At 48.6% G+C, this 19,599-nt stretch carries 14 protein-coding genes; 4 read left to right on the top strand and 10 right to left on the bottom strand.

Annotation, left to right across the window (positions count from 1 at the left end):
• Nucleotides 1-122 precede the first annotated feature (122 nt).
• The gene (locus ACAN54_RS14130; RefSeq protein WP_379155804.1) at nt 123-1,019 is read left to right on the top strand and encodes an AraC family transcriptional regulator; all 897 of its coding nucleotides are present in this window, start codon (nt 123-125) and stop codon (nt 1,017-1,019) included.
• Between the two features lie 319 nt (nt 1,020-1,338).
• On the opposite strand, the gene ACAN54_RS14125 is transcribed toward ACAN54_RS14130, so the two are convergent.
• Complete coding sequence (locus ACAN54_RS14125) at nt 1,339-2,046, bottom strand: DNA alkylation repair protein (RefSeq protein WP_379155801.1); 708 nt, start codon at nt 2,044-2,046, stop codon at nt 1,339-1,341.
• 5 nt (nt 2,047-2,051) lie between these two features.
• The gene (locus tag ACAN54_RS14120) at nt 2,052-3,080 is read right to left on the bottom strand and encodes an SGNH/GDSL hydrolase family protein (RefSeq protein WP_379155798.1); all 1,029 of its coding nucleotides are present in this window, start codon (nt 3,078-3,080) and stop codon (nt 2,052-2,054) included.
• A gap of 375 nt (nt 3,081-3,455) precedes the next feature.
• Between ACAN54_RS14120 and ACAN54_RS14115 the strand changes: the two genes are divergently transcribed.
• Nucleotides 3,456-4,745, top strand: a complete 1,290-nt coding sequence (locus tag ACAN54_RS14115; RefSeq protein WP_379155796.1) for a glycoside hydrolase family 27 protein — start codon at nt 3,456-3,458, stop codon at nt 4,743-4,745.
• A 114-nt stretch (nt 4,746-4,859) separates the two neighbouring features.
• On the opposite strand, the gene ACAN54_RS14110 is transcribed toward ACAN54_RS14115, so the two are convergent.
• The 7 genes from ACAN54_RS14110 to ACAN54_RS14080 all read right to left on the bottom strand — a co-directional run bounded on the left by ACAN54_RS14110 (nt 4,860) and on the right by ACAN54_RS14080 (nt 14,655).
• Nucleotides 4,860-5,840 (bottom strand): Gfo/Idh/MocA family protein, encoded by a 981-nt coding sequence (locus ACAN54_RS14110; protein WP_379155791.1) that lies wholly within the window; start codon nt 5,838-5,840, stop codon nt 4,860-4,862.
• Nucleotides 5,840-7,534 carry a glycoside hydrolase family 2 protein gene (locus tag ACAN54_RS14105; RefSeq protein ID WP_379155787.1) on the bottom strand — a complete coding sequence of 565 codons (1,695 nt, stop codon included), beginning with the start codon at nt 7,532-7,534 and terminating at the stop codon, nt 5,840-5,842. The genes ACAN54_RS14110 and ACAN54_RS14105 overlap by 1 nt, the downstream gene beginning before the upstream one ends.
• Before the next feature lie 140 nt (nt 7,535-7,674).
• Nucleotides 7,675-10,050, bottom strand: coding sequence for a glycoside hydrolase family 95 protein (locus tag ACAN54_RS14100; RefSeq protein ID WP_379155784.1), 2,376 nt, complete (start codon nt 10,048-10,050; stop codon nt 7,675-7,677).
• A gap of 223 nt (nt 10,051-10,273) precedes the next feature.
• Complete coding sequence (locus ACAN54_RS14095; protein WP_379155781.1) at nt 10,274-11,296, bottom strand: zinc-binding alcohol dehydrogenase family protein; 1,023 nt, start codon at nt 11,294-11,296, stop codon at nt 10,274-10,276.
• Nucleotides 11,296-12,258, bottom strand: a complete 963-nt coding sequence (locus ACAN54_RS14090) for an aldo/keto reductase (protein ID WP_379155777.1) — start codon at nt 12,256-12,258, stop codon at nt 11,296-11,298. Before ACAN54_RS14090 ends, ACAN54_RS14095 begins: the two co-directional genes overlap by 1 nt.
• 64 nt (nt 12,259-12,322) lie before the next feature.
• Complete coding sequence (locus ACAN54_RS14085; RefSeq protein ID WP_379155773.1) at nt 12,323-13,828, bottom strand: tagaturonate reductase; 1,506 nt, start codon at nt 13,826-13,828, stop codon at nt 12,323-12,325.
• Entirely contained in the window at nt 13,825-14,655 is an 831-nt protein-coding gene (locus tag ACAN54_RS14080) for an amidohydrolase family protein (protein WP_379155770.1), read from the bottom strand. The genes ACAN54_RS14085 and ACAN54_RS14080 overlap by 4 nt, the downstream gene beginning before the upstream one ends.
• Before the next feature lie 170 nt (nt 14,656-14,825).
• Here ACAN54_RS14080 and ACAN54_RS14075 point away from each other — a divergent pair, with 170 nt between their 5' ends.
• Nucleotides 14,826-15,695 (top strand): helix-turn-helix domain-containing protein, encoded by an 870-nt coding sequence (locus tag ACAN54_RS14075; protein WP_379155767.1) that lies wholly within the window; start codon nt 14,826-14,828, stop codon nt 15,693-15,695.
• A gap of 123 nt (nt 15,696-15,818) precedes the next feature.
• Here the strand turns inward: ACAN54_RS14075 and ACAN54_RS14070 are convergent, their stop codons facing one another.
• Nucleotides 15,819-18,530 carry a glycosyl hydrolase family 95 catalytic domain-containing protein gene (locus tag ACAN54_RS14070; protein WP_379155764.1) on the bottom strand — a complete coding sequence of 904 codons (2,712 nt, stop codon included), beginning with the start codon at nt 18,528-18,530 and terminating at the stop codon, nt 15,819-15,821.
• Between the two features lie 149 nt (nt 18,531-18,679).
• Here ACAN54_RS14070 and ACAN54_RS14065 point away from each other — a divergent pair, with 149 nt between their 5' ends.
• Nucleotides 18,680-19,564 (top strand): AraC family transcriptional regulator, encoded by an 885-nt coding sequence (locus ACAN54_RS14065; protein WP_379155761.1) that lies wholly within the window; start codon nt 18,680-18,682, stop codon nt 19,562-19,564.
• The last annotated feature ends 35 nt before the right edge of the window (nt 19,565-19,599 follow it).

Below are 19,599 nucleotides of genomic sequence, written 5' to 3'. Positions count from 1 at the left end.
AACTGCCTCCCTAATCTTGATAGTTATACTGTATCTTCTGGCAAGGAAGGTTCCAATTGACGAAATGCGGGAAGTGATGGATTATATTCTTATTCTGATGATTAATTACGGGGGGTACTGGAATGACTAATGACAACATTCGCAAGCCTGAAGGGTTTGTCGAGGAGAAATTATATGTACTCCCGGAATACTGGATGAAAGAACTCGAACAGGAGGAACTGACTTCCTCCTTATTTATTACGGACATTGGATACTTCCCTAATGCCGAGTATCATTTCAGGGAACGGCTGGAAGGCAGTCCGTCGCATATATTCATCTTTTGCGAAGCAGGAGAGGGCTGGATTGAGTTGAATTATGGAGAACGAATGAACCTGCAGCAAGGTGACATGATGATCATCCCTCCTGACACCGCTCACCGCTACGGGGCAATGCAGGAGAGACCATGGAGTATCTATTGGTTTCATTTTAAAGGCAGCCATGCGAATAGATTGGTGAAGCTGTTTGGTTTGTCTAGTGCACCGCTCTCCTTATCACCAAGTGGTAAGGCTCGTCTAATTGAATGGTTCATTCCGACCTTTGAAATATTGGCCGAGCGGACCTATGCCCTGACCACCCATGTACATGTGGCCCAGACTGCAAGGCAGCTGCTCTCCGGAATCGGATTAAATACGGGGAAGTCGGCACAGGAGAAGAAGCGCGAAACTTATTTGGAGCAGGCGATCCAGTATATGAACGGGCGTATGAGCAGCTCCATTTCTCTCGCGGACCTGGCTAATCATGTCGGGGTATCCAAACAGCATCTAATCTATTTGTTTAATTCCGAGACTGGCGTCTCCCCGATCGAGTATTTTTTACGGCTCAAAATTCAGCGGGCAGGCCATCTTCTGGATCTTACCGAGCTTAGCATTAAAGAAGTCAGCTCTGCAGTGGGTATTAATGATCCCTATTATTTCTCCCGGCTCTTCAAGAAGATTTCGGGCTTCTCTCCCTCCAGTTACCGAAAAATCCCGAAAGGCTAAACTCCAGTCAGAACAAGTCTTCGGCCAGGTACCCGTCGAATCTGGAAGCCATCAAAGACGCTGGACCCTAGAATCAAGGAAATTCTCGACCTGCTGGCTAAGCACTATGCAGAAGATCATCTTATTGAAGATTCAGTTCACCTGATTATTTCACGAGGCAATGCGCAAGCTTCTATGGTGTCACTCCTTCCAAATTCCGAAGTCTGCATGCGCAGTGATATAACGAGAATAAGAAAAAGCCTGCAATCACAAGTTAGTGATCGTCAGGCTTGTTTATTTTGTGATATGACCTGAATGGGCTTCAGGCTTTGTCCACCACTCAACATCTTACATGCTTGCGTTTGAAACCGAGCCTTCCTTTGTCAACTGCCTTTTGAATGTTTTCGTAAGCGTGAATAAATTTGCTCTTGGCCTTATCCTGATTGACTTCTACCGGACCTATAACCCTCGCTGCCTCACACGCCTTATCATGAAGAGGCAAATAGGATACCGCCACGGTGTACAAAAAGTTGTTCATCGCGTATTTGGTGCGATCTGGAGATTCATGAATCGTATGGGTCACGACCTCAAGCATACCGGCAATTTTGCATTCGGAAAATTCATCGTCCGGCCGGTTGCCCAGCAGCCAGCAATAACAGCTCCAGCCCGCTGACATTCGCAGCTCTTCACCGCTTGCGATCCATTTATCGGCAACTTCTTGAGCAATATCTGATTCGGCTAACGTTACTGCAACTACAAAATCAGACAGCATATAAAAATAGGCTCCATCCATCCACCTGTCATAATCAGCTTCCGTCATGGCATTAGGATTGGCAATGATGCCGGCAAAATACATAGCATCGTAATTCCCTGTGGCATACAGTTCCTCAGCCAGAGGCTGATTGATTTTGATTTTCTTGAAGAGAGGCTTCATTGCACCAGTGGCCACGCCAAAAAGCGGTTCCTGCGCGCCATTCGAGCTGTATATTTTCTTGGTCCGTTCCTTGCCAAGTGCTTCAAGCTCCTGCATAACCATCTCTGCATTCATTATGTTCACCACCCCATTAGCTTTTTAATGTGGGCCGCCAGTTTTTCCGCCGCTTTGCTGTGAGTGATCCGGGAAGGGTGAAAATCGGCTGCGTATCCGTCTTCTTCCAGCTGAACTTCAAACCTCATGGAGGTAATATTGCTGTCGCCTGTTTCCCGTGTATAGTGTTCTACTGCTTGTTCAACAAAAGGAAACAGCCTGTCCCCCATGATCCCCAGAGTACACAGAATTGGAGCATGAGGATTGCACAGTCTGACCTTTTTAAGAAATTCCACATATTCTTCAGCATATTCTATTTGCTTGCCCGTATCCTCTTTGGTGTAAGAATCATCGTTCGTACCCAGATTAATGACTATCAGATCTGGCACAAACTTTTTGAAATCCCAAGGCAGGTCTTGGGGCAATAACCGGTCGTCGAATTTCCCCTCAGACTTGCCCACCTTTTCATAATAATCAGGGAGAAGGTGCGTGGTAAGCTTCTCGTCATTATCCGTATAGCCTGTAATGATGCCGTATCCGCTGTACGAGACCATGCTGTAATCAGCCTCAAGCCGCTGCGCGGTCAGGTACGCATAGGCTTTTGTAACATCTTCTGTAGCTGTGGAAAAAGAATGCAGTGCTTCCTCATCATCAACGCCATAGCCGCATGTAATGGAATCACCGATGAATTCGATTGTATGAAGTTGGGGAGGAGTGGGCTTAATTCCATCTGCAGCATCGACAGTGATCTCTTGAATTCCTACCGTGGACATCGCAGCCTCTGATAGTTTGGTGATCCTTATGGTAACCTCCTGCTCCTTATCGCTCTCAAATACTGTATACGATTTCAGCGGCTTATCTACTTGATCGTCTATCACTCTTCTTCCGTTTACGCTGATACCGATTCGGGCCAAATTATTATCGGTTGAGGCGATAGCATCGCCTTTTAAGGTGATCTCCGCTTTGGTGCCATGGAATGAAAATTCCACACCGCCGCCTGAGAGTGCCAGCCACAGTACATCGTTGTAATAGTGAGTCCGACCGATTATTTTCACATGTGTTTCGGTCGCTTTAAAGCATTGAGTTGTTAGGGGCATTATGAACCTTCCTTCGCAGCTAATATATTAGTAAGAGTAACAAAGGTACTCCCTATTTTCAATAAGACTCACCGCCAGGACTACCGCGCGGAATCAAAAAAAACTCCTTAGTCCGGATGCTATCGCTGAACGGCTTCGCTATTCCAGAGGGAGTTAATTCGATGAAGGCCTTCGGCATTTGACCGGGCGCGGCCCGTTAGTTACCGGAGGCTGGTTCTTCGGCAAACCGCAATATTGTGCTATCCCCTTCGCAAGATTACTGTAGATATTGCTAATCTCCTTGATTATGATGAAGATAACAAGAGCAATATTACATCAGTAAAGGAGCTTCTAATGAATCATAAACTTACAGCATCTACTCCTCCCCTTGGCTGGAACAGCTGGGACTGCTACGGAGCAGCCGTGACAGAAGAGGAAATCCGGGGCAATGCACAGTATATGGCGGAGCATCTTAAAGCCTTCGGCTGGACTTACATTACCGTCGATATCCAATGGTACGAACCCTATGCAAATTCCTCCCAATACCGGCCGTTCGTCCCGCTCGTGATGGATGACTATTCCCGGCTGATGCCTGCCGAGAACCGGTTCCCTTCCGCAGCGGACGGCCAAGGCTTCAAACCGTTAGCCGATTATGTCCATAGTCTTGGACTTCAATTCGGCATCCATATCATGCGCGGAATTCCGCGGCAGGCTGCTCACGCTGCCACCCCGATCTTAGGCACAACTGCGACCGCACGCGACATTGCGCATACGAACTCTATCTGCCCGTGGAATACAGATATGTATGGTGTGGACGCCTCTAAAGAAGGAGCCCAGGCGTATTACAATTCCCTCTTTGAACTGTATGCAGAGTGGGGTGTTGACCTGGTTAAGGTGGACGACATCGCTGCTTCCAGGCTGTACGACACCCATCAGGCGGAGATCAGCCTGATCTCCAAAGCAATCGAGCAATGCGGCCGGCCCATGGTGCTGAGCCTCTCCCCTGGACCCGCTCCGGTGGAATACGCGTCTTTCTTCACCGAGCACGCCAACATGTGGCGGGTCACGGACGATTTCTGGGATCTATGGCCGCTTCTGCTGGATATGTTCGACCGCTGCCGGAAATGGCAAGGTGTACCCCAGGCCGGCTGCTGGCCGGATTGTGACATGCTGCCGCTTGGGCACATAGGCATCCGCTCTGTGGATGGGGGCGGGGAGGACCGCTGGACCCGGTTCACGCGTGACGAGCAGTTGACGATGATGTCACTCTGGAGCATCTTCCGTTCTCCGCTCATCTTTGGCGGCGAACTGCGGGACAATGATGACTGGACACTATCGCTGCTTACCAACCGTGAGATTCTGCGTATGCACCGCGAGAGCCACGGGGCCAAAGAAGCGCTCTGCAAAGAGGATCATATCGTCTGGACAGCCGAACACACCGATGGTACCCGCTACGCTGCCGTATTCAACATCGGTGAGAACACGCTGCAGTTGGAACTGGCCCTTGAACAGATCGGCCTGAGCGGTGCATCTGCCGGCGCCGAGCTGTGGAGCGGAATGCCCGCCGAACTCGCCGCGGGTGTGCTGCGGACCACTGTGCCGCCGCACGGGGTGCGGCTTTATAGCTTCATGTATAGCGAATGATATGGAACAAGCAAATTCCCGTACCGGATTTCATCGGCACGGGAATTTGCTTGTTCGTAGCTCTCGATGAAGATCGAGTCTTCCATATCCTACTACCATTCTGCTGCTTTCTTCCTAGAAGATTTGAACAGGTGTTCCGGAAACTTTGTATATTTCCTGGATGAGTTCTGTGGTGATAGCCGCCGATTCGGCATCTATAAACGGTTTCTCACCGATCTTACATGCATTAAAGAAATCGGCGCATAACTTTGCAAACAGCTGGTCATTATCCGCCTCAGATCTCATCATATTCTCTCGGCCAGGCAGCGTGCATTCTAGAATTCCCGTGAAATCTGCTGTAATTGATCCATGGGTTCCGGAGATCTCAATGGTTTCACGGCTCATTCCTTTGCAGGCGGTGGAGGCTTGAATCATCCCTACTGCCCCGTTTGCATATCTTACGGTTGCATAGCCATGGTCTTCTGTCTCAATGGAATGCCGGAGCCGGAACATCTTCGCATCCAGCACTTTGGTATAGCCACCACACAACCACTGTACTAGATCAATCAGGTGGGCCCCTTGCTGTATGAAGGGACCCCCTCCATCCTCGTCATAAGTTCCATGCCAGGAGTCGTAGTATTTATTACTGCGATAATGTTTAATAGAAGCGTCCACACACAGGATGCGGCCCATCTCTCCAGAATCCATGATCTGTTTGATAAGTTGCCAGTGATAGGAGTACCTCCGCATATAAGATACCGTCAGTACCACACCACTTGCCTTGCAAGCCTCTATCATCTCCTGCTGGCGGTGAGGCTGGATGTGCAGGGGCTTCTCACATAAGCAGTGTAGCCCACATTCAGCAGCTGCAAGAACATTATCATAATGTGCCCTATTAGGCGTACAGATCATTGCGGCGGTTGCCCCGCAACGGGCAGCGGTATCCGCTATGGAGGTGCCATATATCTTAATGTCATGCTGATCCGCAAATGCGGCTGCCCGTATCAGGTTCCTTCCCACAACGCCTGCAAGCGTTATTTCTGGCAAGCTACGGAGAACTTCGATATACGTCTGACTGATTATGCCGTGACCTATCAGCAGAATCCTGTGCTCCATCAGTTCCGAAGCTTTCCGAAATAATGCTGAACAGTCTTGTATGCCAGCTTCGGACGGCGATAACGGTCTACAATTCCTTTACTGTTCTGGGTACCTGCACGTGTAATTAGCCAATCCGTACCCTCGGTTACCCGGCAATCAGAGAACTGCCAGATCAGCATTCCGGATAAATATGGCTTGCCCACATAAGCCGCGAGATTCTGTTCAATGATCAATGCCTGGCGTTCCTCGGTGCCTCTAACTTCAAGAGGATCACGCAGCCCATAATAGCCGTCAGCCCCGAACTCACTCATAATCATCGGCTTGCCAAGGCCTCCATTCTGATCCGCCCACTTTCTTGCTTCATCACAAAGAGCACCCGGGTCTTCGTCTGTATACCATCCGGGATACAAATTGAACGATACGATATCTGCAAGATCAAAGCACAGCTCGCGCTCACGCTGATGCGACGCAAAGGTTAATGGACGGCTTGAGTCCAAAGAACGTATCTGTTCAAGCTGCCGTTGATAATGTACCCGCCCTTCTTCCAAATCGCTGGCACATTCATTTAGAACCGCCCAAATGATAATCGAAGGATGATTAAAGTGCTGCTCTACCATCTCTCGGTTTACCTGCTCACACTGGTGAATGAAATTCGGATTTCTCATCTGCTCTATGCTGAGCCCGCGGGCATGATTCTCCTCCCAGACCAGCAAGCCAAATTCGTCACACAAATCCAGAAACCTTTCATCATTCGGGTAATGGCTTGTTCTTACCGTATTGGCGTTCATGTCTCTAATTAACTCCAAATCTCGGATCATTAATGACACAGGAAGTGCTGCTCCAGCCATAGGATGATCTTCATGCCGGTTGAAGCCGCACAGCACAACAGGTTCCCCGTTCAATAGGATGGTCTCGTCCTTCACAGCGACCGTTCTGAAACCCACACGTTCGTATAGATCGTCGGATGCAGCTTCATCTCCGGTATACAGATGGACAACAAGCTCATATAGATTAGGAGCGTCGCATGACCAAGATTTCACCTTCGGGAACGAATACTCCTTACTGAGGCTGACCGATACACCAGGACCCATCCATACACGACCGAAGGCCATTTGATAACCATCTAAAGTCCCGGTGACATTCACTTCTTGTCCTTGGGATAATGGATTGGAGAGTATCACAGAAATCTCGGCATTCCATCCATCGTTCCCAAGATAAGGTCGGAATTTCACCTGTTCTATAAAAGATCCCGAAAGAAGCTCCATGATCACAGGGCGGATTAACCCGCCGTAGGTATAATAATCATTCGGTACATGCAGCGAAGAGGCTTCACTAAAAGAATTATCTACTAATAGGGTAAGCTCATGAATACCCTGCGATACTTCTGGAATCAGTGCGGTAAATGCCGTATAGGCGTTGTAATGCTCTGCAATAAGGGTACCGTCGAGATAGACTTTGGCGGTATGACTCACTCCCTTGAAGGTTAGGCGCAATGCTCCGTCAGCATTCACTTTTATGAAGCGGCGATACACACCTTTACCCCGATAGGAGGCGAAGTCCGGATGTTGCTCCCAGCAGCCTGGTACCGGTAACCGATATGAATATATGGCTGAAGAAGGATCTATCGCAGATGAATCCAGTGGAGCAAAATCCCAAAGCCCCTCTAGTTCTTCAGAAAATCGAACATAGTGTGTTCTGAATAATCTTTCCATAGTTACCCCCTATTTCTATTTAAGTTGGCCCGCTACGGAATTTGTCCCGATATTGGGTAGGTGTTTGCTCCTTCACTGCCGCATTTACAGCAGCATCTTTGGACTAAGGATAGCGGAAGAATATTTTGCCGTTAACCGATTTAATTCGCATGAATTAGGTATACCACTCCGGCGGCGGCCCTGAATCCGACTTCTTCTCCTTCTCCAGTGCCAACTATACATCCGGTTGTTGTGTCTGTTACGGTTAATGCTCTTCCTGTAGACACACAGCACCAGCCGCCATGTTCTGCTGTAATGACCGCTTGACGCAGATGGCCCTGCTTCCATTCCATATCCACTGTATATCCCCCTCTGGAGCGTAGTCCCTTAACCTTACCCTCTACCCACAAATCGGGCAAGGCAGGAAGCAACCGGAGAACACCGTTATGCGATTGAAGCAGCATTTCGGCAATGCCTGCTGTGTACCCGAAATTCCCGTCAATTTGAAAAGGAGGGTGTGCGTCAAAAAGATTGGGATAGACGCCCCCGCGGTGGTAATTCAAATCCTGTCTGTCCACAGGCTGCAGCAGGTTATCGAACAGAGAATATATCCGGTTGCCGTTGCCAAAACGGGCCCACAGATTGATTTTCCAAGCCAAGCTCCACCCGGTGCCTTCGTCACCGCGCATCTCCAGCGACTGTCTGGCTGCTTCATTAAAAACCTCCATCCCCTGTTCCATCAACCATTCTCCGGGATAAATTCCGTACAAATGGGATACATGGCGGTGATGGACATCCTCATCCGCGAAGTCTTCGCTCCATTCCTGCAGCCTTCCCCCCTCTCCCACAGACAACGGCCATAAACGATCCAGCACTTGCTGCAGCTCTAACGTGAGATCATCTTGAAGGCCAAGCTCATCTATCGTTCGCAGGCAGTTTATGAACAGGTCCTGAATCAGCATTCGATCCATAGTAGAAGCAGTACTCACACCGCATAATGTTCCGTCCGGCAACCGGAAATTATGCTCCGGTGAAGTTGACGGCGAAGTGACTAGTTCTTTGCGTCCATTCTCTACAAGCCAGTCCAGAATGAACAATGCAGCCTCCTTCATTAGAGGGAAGGCCTTATCCCGCAGATAGTCCTTGTTAAGGCTGAATTCATAGTGCTCCCAAAGATGGCGGCATAGCCACGCCCCGCTCATCGGCCACAGCGCCCATACGGGATCGCCTTGCCCGTAATCACCCACCGGTGCAGTCTGGCACCACACATCGGCATTGTGATGGGCAGCCCAGCCCCGTGCACCGTAATGAATCTCAGCAGTCTTCCTGCCGTTCTGTGCCAGATTTCCGATATACTGCAGCAAGGGTTCATGGCAAGATGCCAAATTGCAGGTCTCTGCCAGCCAGTAATTCATCTGTGCGTTAATATTCAGTGTCCAGTTACTGCTCCAGGGAGGGCGCACCTCATTATTCCAGATTCCTTGAAGATTGGCTGGCTGAGATCCGGGTCTGGAGCTGGCAATCAGTAAATAACGTCCATAATGAAACAAAAGCTCCAATAGCTTAATGTCCTTCGCTCCGGATTCACGTATTCTTACATCAATTGGACGCTCCTCTATCCCGGTTTCTCCTCCTAGAGTCAGTTCCATCCTATTAAATAAGGATTGATGATCTGTGATATGCCGTTCCCGCAAACGGGTATACGAAGTTCCGGCCACATGTTCAATTGATTCGGCCGCGCGCTTAGCTACTTCCTCTACGTCTCTTCCAGGCATCTTGTCAAATCCGTTGAAGCTTGTGCATGCACTTAACAATAATGTGACTGCATTCGCATCACGGACATGAGTTGCGCCGTTAACCACGGTTACAGTCCCGCCTTCCGCTATCACCTGGAGACATGCAGCAAAGCGCATGGAGGGACTGGTGTCCGGCTCGCCATACAGGATCGGCCGTTTCCGGTCATTGTAGTTGGGCTCCACATGCTCAGGGGCAAGACCTTTAAGAACAAGACGTCCAGGCTCTGCACTTACGGTGTGCCGGAGCTTGCTGCCCAGCCCTGCACGGAAAGTAAGCATTCCTTCATCCGCTGCTTCCAGGCGGATAACTATAATACCATCAGGATAGGAGGCAAACACTTCGCGTGTGTAAAGAACCCCTCCAATGGCATATTCGGTCCTGCAAACACCAGTCTGTAAATCCAGTGCTCGGGAATATTCTTCAGCAATGTCCCCATGTTCAAATTGAAGATACAAATCCCCGAGTGGCAGATAAGACTGATTATATGGCCCCAGCATTTGCTTCGACAGCTGAGATGCTTGCTCATATTCACCTTCTGACAACAGCGCTCTCACCTGGGGAAGAATATGAATAGCATCCCGGTTATTCGTATCTCTTGGATATCCGGACCATAGTGTATCTTCATTTAGCTGGATATGTTCGGTCTCAATGCCTCCGAATACCATACCTCCCAGCCTCCCATTTCCGACAGGCAATGCTTCCGTCCATTCCGAAGCGGACTTCAAATAATTCAGCAGCACCATTAACACTCCTTTGTAATAATGTTAACGCTTTCAAATTAAAGTAAATAAATGGTTACTATTGATGTTAAATGAGAAAATCACACAATGGTTAGCTGCACCCGTGTGATCAAGGTAATAAGCATACGTACACCCTATATAGGCGATTCATTTCTAAATGTAGAATTAGATATAAATCGCCGTATAGTCAGCTACTGTAAAACAATTAACAGAATTATAGTATTTAATTACCGACTTCCACTATTGCCTTGATTACCCCAGACTCTGGTTTTAGCCAGCTGCCGAATTCATTGATCATATCCCCTAAAGCACAGCGGTGGGTAATATAGCCGTTCATATCAACATAACCTGCAGAGATTGCATCCAGTACACGATCGAAGTCTTCCTTAGTTGCATTTCTGCTGCCCATTAAAGTTAGTTCACGGCTATGGAAATCCGGGTCGTTAAAGGTAATGTTACTTTTGACCAGCCCGACATACACGAGCGAACCGCCATGCGCCACCAGGCCGAAAGCGTTAGCCATGGATATAGCATTACCCGTAGCATCAATGACTACAGAAGCAAGGTTGAAGTCTGTGACTTCCTCCAGCTGCTCCTTAGGATGTTGAGACGCATTTATAGTATGCTTCACCTGGGCCCAGGAACTGCAGAAAGCAAGCCGTTCCTCGTTCACATCCATCGCGATCACATTAGCACCGGCATATCGCGCAAGTGCCATTACACCCAGTCCAATCGGTCCGGCTCCGATAACCAGAACAGTGTCATCCGGCACAAGTCCCGAGCGACGGACCGCATGGGCCCCAATGGCCAGCGGTTCCAGCATTGCAGACTGATCCAGGGTTAGTCCGTCTGTCTTGATCAGATGCTCCACGGGAATGGAGACCCTTTCCCGCATGCCTCCGTCAATATGAACGCCGAATACTTTCATATGCTTGCAGCAGTTAGTTTTACCGCTGCGGCAGGCCGAGCATTCCCCGCAATGCATGTAAGGCACAATACTGACCTGATCTCCACAGCACAGTCCGGCATCATTGGCACCTATGTCCTCTATGATCCCCGACAGCTCATGACCCAGAATACGAGGATAGGTGAAATAAGGCTGATTGCCTTGATACGCATGCAGATCCGTTCCGCAGATGCCGATCCGGCAGATTCGGACAACCGCCTTTCCTTCTTCAAGAATAGGTTCCTCCAAATCATTGCGGAAGGTAAACTTGCCGATCTCTTCACAGACAATGCCTTTCATTATAATCCTCTCCCTTCACTGTGGAATGGGGATTCATTGTATTCCGGTCTGCCACTCACCCAAGTTTTGTTGTGGACCGGTTCCAGTATCTCCAAGACCTCTTTAAGCAGGACACGATCCAACGGCTCGTCGGTCCAAGCAGCATTCTTAATAATATTGTCCGGATTGGCCGTACTGACCAGGGTAGTAGGAATCCCCTCATGTTCAGTTGAATATTGAACGGCCAATTTCGCAATGTCAGCACCTTGAGAGGCACAGTATTCTGCGGCTTTCCGGCAAGCCATCTTCAGTTCATTGCTTGCTGGATGCCAATCCGCTGTCTCGCGGGTGCTCAGCAGTCCCATGGACAGCGGCGAAGCATTAACCAGCCCCACTCCTCTTTGATGGAGCAGCGCCAGAAGATCGAGCAAAGAGGTGTCATTTAGTGAATAATGACAATAGGAGAGAATTGCATCAACTTCAATCTGCGGCAATAAGGTCTGGAAGAGCTGCAGCGGCAGACCGCTGATTCCGCAGAAGCGGATCTTGCCTTGTTCTTTCAGCTTGTGGAGTGCAGGTACAGCCTCCTCAAGAATAATCCCAGCTGGCACGAACTCGATGTCATGCAGATACAGAATGTCCAGGTAATCCGTGTTCAACCGCGCAAGACTCTCTTCCACACTGCTGAAGATTCTTGCCCCACTGAAATCAAAAGTGTCCTCGCCGTAACGTCCTGCCTTAGACGAGAGCAGAAACTTGTCACGCGGTAACTGCTGAACCGCTTTGCCCAGCACAGTTTCAGCTTTGGTAAGACCATAATACGGTGATACATCAATATAATTAATACCTGCGTCTATGGCCGCATGCACAGTTCGGATGCTCTCTTGGTCATCGGTCTGACGGAATACGGAGCCCAAAGACGATGCCCCAAAGCTGAGAGCCGAAACATCCAGTCCAGTGTTTCCCAATTTACGATACTTCATTATAGAATCACCCCATCCTTAAATATGGATATTTCCTTGAATCCTTTAATTCCCTTCAGATAACCTAACCCACTGTCTCCATGACAGGCTCTCTTTCCCAGCGCATAAACCAAATGGCCACTTCCCTGGAGAGACCTTTCCAGCCTTTTAAAGATCGCCCCCATAACTTCTCTTCATCTAGTAACCGCCCGGCTATGTCTTCCATTGTTGCTCCAGCTGACTCTACCAAATCCCATATTTCCGCCATTATCTTCAGCGCCGAAGCATCATCTCTGACCGTATAGGCCTGCTGAACCAGGCTTATTCCGGTATAAGCGCCATCCTCTGCAGGTTTCACCCGATAATACCGCAGCAATCCAGCTAAACCGAGCACCAGCTGCTCCGGAATAGGCATATCCTGTTCCATGTAATATGTTAACGAAGGAAGCAGACGGACGCGGAACTTGCTTAAGCTGTTCATAGCGATATCACTCAGCCGGTGACTGATGTAAGGATTCGCGAACCTGTCGAATACCTCTCCGGTATAAGAACGCAACTCATCCGCAGAGTACGGAAGCGTCGGAATGATCTCATCCACAGCAACCTCACGGACCCTGCGGCCCAATTCCCCGTGTTCGAGCAGTTCTCGCACATGATCAACTCCGTGAATAAGTCCAAGTGGAGCCATCCAGGTATGGGCACCGTTTAATAGTCTGACTTTACGCTCACGAAATGGCTTCAGATCGTTCGTCCAGTGCACATTAAGGCCAGCCTTGCGGAATGGAAGAAGCTCCTCAAGCTCTGGCTCCCCCTCTATCGCCCACAAATGATAGGGCTCCGCTGTACAGAGCAATACATCCCGCACTCCCCACTCTCTAAACCAGGTTTCAGCCTGAGCCTCTTCCGGATAACCGGTCACGATCCGGTCGACCAATGAATTCAGAAAACGGTTATGCAGTTTTACCCATTCCCGGAAGGCTTGCGGCAGGTTCCAATCCTCCGCATATTGCAGCACCGCTTCCCGCAGTACGTCACCATTGTGTTCCAGCAGTTCACAGGGAAGGAAGATCAGCCCGTGCTCCGCTGAGCCTTGATAAGCTTGATACCGCAGATACAATATATAGGCAATCTTACCAGGAAAGGAGAGGATAGGGCCTTGGCCCAGAGGCTCCGCCTTATATACCAGACCGGCTTCTGTCGTATTGGAGACTACAAAGGCAAGCTCCGGGCTAACCGCGAGTTCAGTCAGACGCTCCCAGTCTGTATAAGGATCAAAAGCCTGGGAGAATACCGTCACGACCTCCTTCCTGGCTACAGACGCTCCGTTCTCCAGACCGCGTATAATCAGGGTGTACAGTCCATCTTGGGCAGCCAGCTGTTCAAGAAGATCTTTACCAGAGGGACGCGGCTGAACCACAGCAATACTTCCTGCAAACAGTTTTTGCCTGCGGCATTCGCCAATCATCCAATCGAAAAATCCGCGTAGAAAGTTGCCCTCTCCAATCTGCAGCACCGTCACCGGCGCTTCCAGCAAATCTTCATATCTTTGCTTATCTTCACCTTGCAGCACCGTACTCTTCAGCTGTTTCATAGTTTGTAGAACTCCTTCGCGTTGCCGCCGAATAAACGATCGTATTCTGTGCTTCCCCATCCTGCCGGGAGCGCATTCAGAACAATTTCTATGACCTGGCTATATTCGGCAGCCAGCAGGCATACCGGCCAGTCGCTCCCGAACATCACCCGGTCCGGTCCGAATAACTCCAGAACCCGGCTAATATATGGTATAAAGTCTTCTTTCGCCGAGCTGTCCTGCCCCGCTTCCGTAACCATTCCGGATAATTTGCAATAGATTCCGGGGAATGAAGCTATTTCAGCTAAATGTGTGGACCAGGGTTCCAGCTGACCGCTATAGATTGGAGGTTTGGCTAGATGATCAATCACGCCACGCAGCCCGGGTACCAGCCGCAGCAGATTCACCACCGGCTCCATTTGCTGAAAGGTAAGCAGCAGATCCACAGGAACTCCCTCCGCCGCATAACTGCGAAGAGCATCTACAAAAACTGGCTCCAGAATACGGGAGGCATCCGGCATATCCTGTATCATGATCCGGAAACCCTTGAACTTGGGGTGACGCCGTAATTCTTCATAGTGCTGCCTGTGATCACTGCTGAACAGATCCAGCCAGCCCACGACACCGAGCACTGATGCATTCTGGTCTGCAAGCGACAGAATATATTGAGTCTCTTCCAGTGTCGGAGCCGCCTGTACAAGTATGCTTCCGTCGATTCCATGTTCTTTCAGAAGTGGCTCGAGATCAACCGGTATGAAATCCCGGTATAATTGCGGCAGTTCTGGCGTAATCCAGCCATAGTCTCCCCGGTCAATTTTCCAGTAATGTTGATGAGCATCAATACGCATCCGGTATCCACTCCTTTTTTAGGGAGATCAATTTATGTTATGAATTAATCTATAAGACCATTGTATATCAGATCTAAATAGTAATGTAATCGCTTAACCTTGCATTTTTATAACAATATTTGATATTATTCATCTGTAATTTGTATCTGCGAATTGAAGGAGGAGCTCTTGTGAAGCCGTTCCGCAAACCCTTTACCGGTGATCCCTTATTCCCCTTTGAAGTAGTTCATAAAACTGTGAAGAAACAGGATAATGAACTTCCCGACCATCTTCATGACCGTTATGAACTCGTCTATGTGCATCAAGGTAAAGGGACCTTCTTTATTGACAATACATGGTATGAGAAAAAAAGCGGAGATCTGTTTATCATTCCGGGCAATACCATCCACCATTCCCTGCCGGACAACGATAACCCAATTATCTCTTCAGCACTGTACTTTGCCCCCACCCTGTTTGCTACAGATCCTTTGGATGATTTGTACACCCATCTCTTATGTTTCGATTACGCGCGCAAGAATAAGTCCTATAAACTTGAACTGCCCAATGTTTTAAAATCAATTACAGAAGTATCTATGGAGGGAATATCCGGGGAGATGACGGAACAAAGAACCGGCTATCATCAAGCTACCCGGCTGATCGTCTGCCAACTCCTCCTGCAGATCAACAGATTCATATTGTCGGGGGAGGGCAACACTAACGAGGATTCACGGATGGCCCCTGCCTGGATCATTAAGGCTTTAAAGGAGATTGATGAACATCCGGAACGTGAGATTGGTCTGCTCATGCTGGCGGAACGGGCTAATGTGTCTCCGTCTCATTTCTCCCGGGTATTCCGACAATTGACTACGATGAACGTTACTAACTATGTTAATGCCAAACGAATTATCCGGGCCAAGGAAATGCTGATTTACAGTGATAAGAATATCAGCGCAATCGCCGATATGTGCGGATTTGATACACCGACACATTTTTATCGTGTATTTAAAGCGCTGACAGGAGTAACACCAAATACATACAGGAGAAACCTCTCTAAGGCTTAGCCGACAAATCACCGCTGATTCCCCTGAGAGTTGCGTTACTCCCTACTTCAACCTTTCCGGTCTCTGAACTGTCCTGGAGTCTCATCATCGTAATGGCATCTCCCTGCTCAATGGCTGAGCCCTCTATAACACAAAGTCAACGGTAACCTCCGTTCCACCGCTAAGTATTAATTGAAGATGTTTGCCGATTTCATCCTGTTGCACATCCGCTTCATATCCATTAACCAGGGCCCGGGTCCAAGGAAGTCCTGCACTTAATTGGATGACATTATCATTCCTGCTCGACTTCAGTATCACTTGTACCCTCTCGGCGGAAAGATTCCAGGACAAGGCCTTGACTTCAACCCAAGTTCTGGCCATAAGTCCATGTATAGAACCCGATTCCCAATCGGGGGGCAAAGCGGGAAGCACCTCTATTACGCCGGTATTCGAGAATAGGAGCGCTTCATTAATGGCTCCAACCGTACCGAAGGAGGTATCCGTGCAATAGCAGTTGCATCTTCTGTTGGAATCATGATCTGTCATCAAGGAGGTGTAATAACCAGCAGCCCTCATCATCGGAAGCAGCGAAGAGAGTACCCCTTCACCATTTTTCAGCCTGGCTTGAACCAGCGCCTTATGCATCCAGCCATGCCCCGCAGTATCATCCTCGGTGTTATACCTATTCCTGTTTGCAATCGCCGTCTTGGCAGCCCGGGCCAATCCCGGATTATTTTGCGTTTCATAGGCAGGCCAGGCTGCATAGAGATGGCTCAAATGACGATGGTTGTTGTTCTCCGTATATTCATTCATGCTCCACTCGCATAAGGCACCATCCGAGTCATATTTATAATCCGGAAGCTGCTCAAGCAATGCTTCCCACTTAGCTACTGCAACTTCATAGCCTTCGCGCTTGACTACCTTTTCCATAGAGATGACCATAGACAGACCATCCCGCGCTGCTGAAATATCCATGGTGGCGTTAGCCGTAATTGTGCTGTTATAACCAATGGGATGATTCTCGGGAGAATACGCTGGAAGGATCATGTATTTTTCCCCCGGATTCAGTGCAGTCTTACCAGGCTGATGGCACGCATGTCCATCTACATCCGAATAGTACTCCGGCGTGCAGATCTGCTGCCAGAAATTCGCCTGCTTGGTAAGCAAAGGGAGCAGAATTTCCTCTTCCAGATCCAGATAGCCTCTATCTTTGATCCGTGCGAATTCCTCTTCGGTTAATCCCCCATCCTGAACACTTAATACCGTTCTCAAATCATTGAACCGCATGTGATCCTGAACCGGTATCTGCCTATTGCCGTAACACTGCCAGTACTCGTAGATGGGCAGAAGACACCAGCTTGCCCCTGCGTTCCAGTATTCAAAAGGGTAATCATTATCATATTCGACATGCATTCCCCGTTCGCCATCCGAGTTAACGGAAATCTGGATTGCATCATGCATACCATACGCCATCCGGGCATTGTATTCGAAATCCGGGGTATTCCTCAGGAAGAAAGCAATATATCCGGGCTGTGCTTGTGTTAAATGTCCGGTGTTTATGGAAGAAACCTGCAGATTCACATTGGCATCCAGTGTATAAATCCCGCGCCAGCCAGGATTCCACTCCCCGGTCCACATTCCATACAAGCGCGGTGCACTTGTACCACTACAGCAGATCATGGCATACCGTCCTTGGTTGTACACTTGCTCCATAAACGCATGATTGACTTTGGATGGCTCTGATCGTTGTACATGGATTAAGGTCAAGTTGTCTGAGTCCTTGTAATGCGTATCGTGCCCGATATTGAAGGTTACTGCATTAAATTCTGCTGAATGCTTCCGGGTATGGGAAGCGAGGGCTGCTTCATAATTCAAGTCACCGTCTGGAGCCTTATATTTATGAACGACTGCGTTAGTTTCTTCAAATAGCTCGTCTACAATATTGTAATGAGCCATTGATGCAAAATCTTCGATTCTTCCCATAGAATGAGTTCTGCTTAAGCGTGTAATCAGATATACGGCATCAGCATCTTTTATAAGAATGGCCGGATTTGCCTCTTTGCCGACATTGATCGGTTCATGGCTGTCAGCCATCAACACTCTTTTTCTGGTACCGTTTACAACAACAACCTGAGTCAGGCATGCGTATCCGCCGTAAGCCAGTTCACTTCCCTGGAACGATGGGTAATGGGCCACCTGAGCGAGATACTCCGCACCGGGGTTCACCAGTTTTTTATATTGCAGCCCCGTCAGCTCGTTGTGGCCTTCGTTCGCTCCGCTCATTACGGAGATGTCGTCAATGGAGAGGGTCATGTTAATCTTTGCACCAGTAGAAGAAGCGGAGATCTTGGTAAATGAGACATTATCCTCCCGGGAAGTAAAGGATGTGCGTATCCATTCCCCATGCCCATCGCAATAGCGTACTCCTGTCTCCGCTGTTTCATAATTTGTCCATCTCTCGTAACCGGTCAAATTCCCTTGGGGGAGGATGTTGAAACGGAGCTGGTGCCCGGGATGGTAGCTGTAATAAAAGGTTCTCATCCTTGTTGATCCGGTCTCATCCGTAATCTTCCACTGATCATTCCGCTTAAAAACATTTTGTCTGGCATCATTCAGCTGCCCCGTCAATTCTTCCGGAATCACTCTTGGATCCTTGGAAGGATAGTTAAACCACATATTTTGAAAAATAAAACTGTCCCTATACGGCGAGCCAGATGTGATATACCCGTTCTCCCCATTTCCGCTTACCATCCCCTCCCGCCACGCATTTCCAGGATGGACATCAGGAACCTCTGTATACGAGTTAGCATAATTTCCTTTCTTGTACATGCGTGTTGTTGCAGGTAGACTGTTCATTTGGTATCCTCCTCTGTATGCGTGCAGCCATAACATTCCACTTGAAATTCTGTAATAATTATATCAATGGGGGCTTAGATTGGTTATCCTAAGAGATGACAAGGGAGTGGAATAAATTTCGCATTATTACAAGGAGAGAGTCTGTGAGAATGAATTTACCCAACATTAACATCGAAAATCTGGATATCAAGCTGAACCTTGGTTCAATGGTATTGAACGTGTTGTATGTAAAATTCGGCTATTTCCACAGTTCTATGCCTGAGCACAGCCACAGTCAAGGAACTTACGAGTTGCATTATATTCCAATTGGCCAGGGTATTCTGAAGGCACAAGGAAACCGTTATGCCCTCTCGCCCGGCACGTTATTTGTAACAGGACCCGATGTCGTTCATGAACAGATTCCCGATCCGGAGGACCCGATGGCGGAATACTGCATCTTTTTTGAGATGTTACCCGGCAACTCCGTTTCTCTGAACGTCAAGAATTCCTTTGTGATAGAACCTTTTCTCCCAGAGCTACTAATGTCTACTCCATTCTGGATTGGACAAGAGGGCGGGAACATGCTCGGATTGTTTGAGATGCTTGCTGAAGAGCTTTCCCTCCAACAGATCGGAGTCCATCATATGGCGACCAATATTCTTGAGATGATTGTGATCTGTTTGATAAGACATTATGGAGAGCATCATGTCACCCTCCCGTCCTTCCCCCTGAAGACCCTTGATGATAGCAGACTGCTTATGATTGAGAACAGCTTTTTGTACCATTACAGTTCCATTACCCTGCAGCAGCTCGCCAGCCAATTAGGGCTGAGCACCAGACAGACAGAGCGGATGATTCATAAGCAATACGGGATTCCCTTCAAAGACAAAAAACTGCAAGCACGAATGAGTGCTGCCTCACGGCTCCTGCTCACAACGGATACTTCTATCAGCGTAATCGCATCAATAGTGGGCTTCGCCACACCTGAACAATTCAGTAATGCGTTCAAAAAATATTATGGAATTACAGCCACTCAATATAAAAATAAATGCTGAACCTAAGCTGAAACCTCCTTTGCTTACTCCGGCAA

Source organism: Paenibacillus diazotrophicus (assembly GCF_042610465.1).
Note: the sequence above shows the minus strand (reverse complement) of the source record. Positions and strands in the feature narration are given on the sequence as shown.